The following is an 835-nucleotide window of genomic DNA, read 5'->3' on the forward strand; positions in this document are numbered from 1 at the left end:
GGGCTTTACGACCACCTCTTTGAGCTATCTGTATTTGTCGTTTTTTCACACTCTTAAGCTCAGACGCAAAGTGATAAAGCTTGTCTGCCCCTTCTTCTATGTGGCGACTCATCATTGATCGCACAACAAAACGTTGTTGGTTGGCTATTTTGTATATGAGGTAGTCGTAGATATCGGCTTCACGGTCGCAAACCGATATCACGTTAGCCATCTATGTTCCTAAACGGGAAGCCATATTACGAGATGCTCTTTCCCATTTATAACCTTCTTTTTCTTCATAAGGTCGTTTAAATCCTGACGGCGGATGCCCCGAGTCTTGATGTTTCTCGTCCATCTTTGTTGTTCAATTAGACCAACAACGTCAAGTTTGTCAGGAGCAAACAACAAAATACTATGAGCCAGCAGACCACGATAGCGATTACCTTGGTTCACATGCCCTAAGTCAGTTCGAATAGAACGATGCTTGTAGCTTAAGGTGGTTGTATCTTCTATCGCGAGAAGGAGAGGATAATGGTGAACTTGATTGACTGTTGCATTAAAATCGGCCTCAGCAATATCGTCTGAGGAAACATTATCGTTGCGAATAAACCGGTAAGCGCCCTCCATGCTTGCTGGTGAAGGGGAAGATTTGACTACTGATTTGCCCGGATGCTGAGCTAAATCTGAAGCCATTTTTACGAGTCTAGCCGTTCTTCTTGGGTCTCCAAGTTTAGCATGCCCAAATTGTTCTTCAGCCCAATCGTTATTACTTTTTATCATCTCAGGAGTCCTCAACTAAGTCCGTTAAAGATTTGATCGTGAAGCAAGAATTTAGTTCAAAAAAAATCCCTCACAT

1 pseudogene is annotated in these 835 nt (G+C 42.8%); it reads right to left on the reverse strand.

The window, feature by feature from the left end:
* Nucleotides 1–759: pseudogene (locus AACR75_RS17830) on the reverse strand (IS4 family transposase); the annotation flags it as partial.
* Nucleotides 760–835: the final 76 nt, after the last annotated feature.

The organism is Vibrio sp. ZOR0018 (assembly GCF_963865925.1).
Taxonomy (GTDB): Bacteria; Pseudomonadota; Gammaproteobacteria; order Enterobacterales; family Vibrionaceae; genus Vibrio; species Vibrio anguillarum.